1 protein-coding gene is annotated in these 1,109 nt (G+C 69.2%); it reads left to right on the forward strand.

Annotation, left to right across the window (positions count from 1 at the left end; genetic code table 11):
* Positions 1–46: 46 nt before the first annotated feature.
* Complete coding sequence (locus tag E2C06_RS36590) at positions 47–1,081, forward strand: IS630 family transposase (protein ID WP_133293404.1); 1,035 nt, start codon at positions 47–49, stop codon at positions 1,079–1,081.
* Positions 1,082–1,109: the final 28 nt, after the last annotated feature.

Genomic DNA, 1,109 nt, shown 5'->3' on the forward strand with positions numbered 1-1,109 from the left:
GCCTGGGCGGTCTTGAAGGCAAGTAGGATCCGTCCAGGTTGGGGGCATGAAGCATGTGGACATGCGCAAGCTGCCGGCGGCGGCGCAAGAGGAACGTCGGCGACAGGTGATTGGGCTCCGGCAGGCCGGCCTGACCTATGGTGCGATCGCGGCGCAGGTTGGGCTGACCCAGACCGGGGTGTTCGACATCTGCAAGCGGTATGCGGAGCGGGGTGCGGCTGGGCTGAAGACTGGGCAGCGCGGGCCGGACCCGGGGTATGGCCGGCTCCTCACGGCCGAGCAGGAGGCGGAGACGCCGGACCTGATCCGGCGCCACACGCCGGACGAGTTGGACCTGCCGTTCGCACTCTGGAGCCGGGCGGCGGTGCGGGAGTTGATCTGGCAGCGCTTCGGGGTGCGGCTGGCGGTGCGCACCATGGGCACCTACCTGGCGCGCTGGGGCTTCACTGCGCAGAAGCCGCTGCGGCGGGCCTACGAGCAGGACCCGGCAGCGGTGCGGCGCTGGCTGCGGCGGGACTATCCCGCGATTTCCGCCCGGGCCAAAGCTGAGGGTGGCGCCGTCTTTTGGGGTGACGAGACCGGTCTGCGCTCCGATGACGTGCGCGGCCGCGGCTATGCGCCCCCGGGCCGCACACCGGAGGTGCGGGTCAATCATAAGCGGGCCAACCTCGGCCTGATCTCGGCGGTGACGAACAAGGGCGAGCTGCGCTGGATGGTGCTGGACGGCGCCATCAAGGCGCCAGACCTGCTCCGCTTCCTTGCCCGGCTGGTCCGGGATGCCGACCGCAAGGTCTTCCTCATCCTCGACCGCCTGCCGGTCCATCGCTCGGCCAAGGTCCGCGACTGGCTCGTCGGGCGTGAGACCGAGATCGAGGTGTTCTACCTCCCAGGTTACAGCCCGGAGCTGAACCCGGACGAGGGGCTCAACGGCGACCTGAAGCAGGCGGTCACCCGCAAGGAGCCGGCGCGCAGCAAGGCGCAGCTTAAGCGCGCCGTCGTTGGCCACATGCGCAGGCTGTCGAAGCTGCCCGACCGCGTCCGCAGCTTCTTCGGGCACAAGACTTTCCGCTACGCCGCTTGATTCAAGATCGCCCAGGCCGGATCAATAA

It is taken from the genome of Dankookia rubra (genome assembly GCF_004355005.1).
GTDB classification, from domain to species: Bacteria; Pseudomonadota; Alphaproteobacteria; order Acetobacterales; family Acetobacteraceae; genus Paracraurococcus; species Paracraurococcus ruber_A.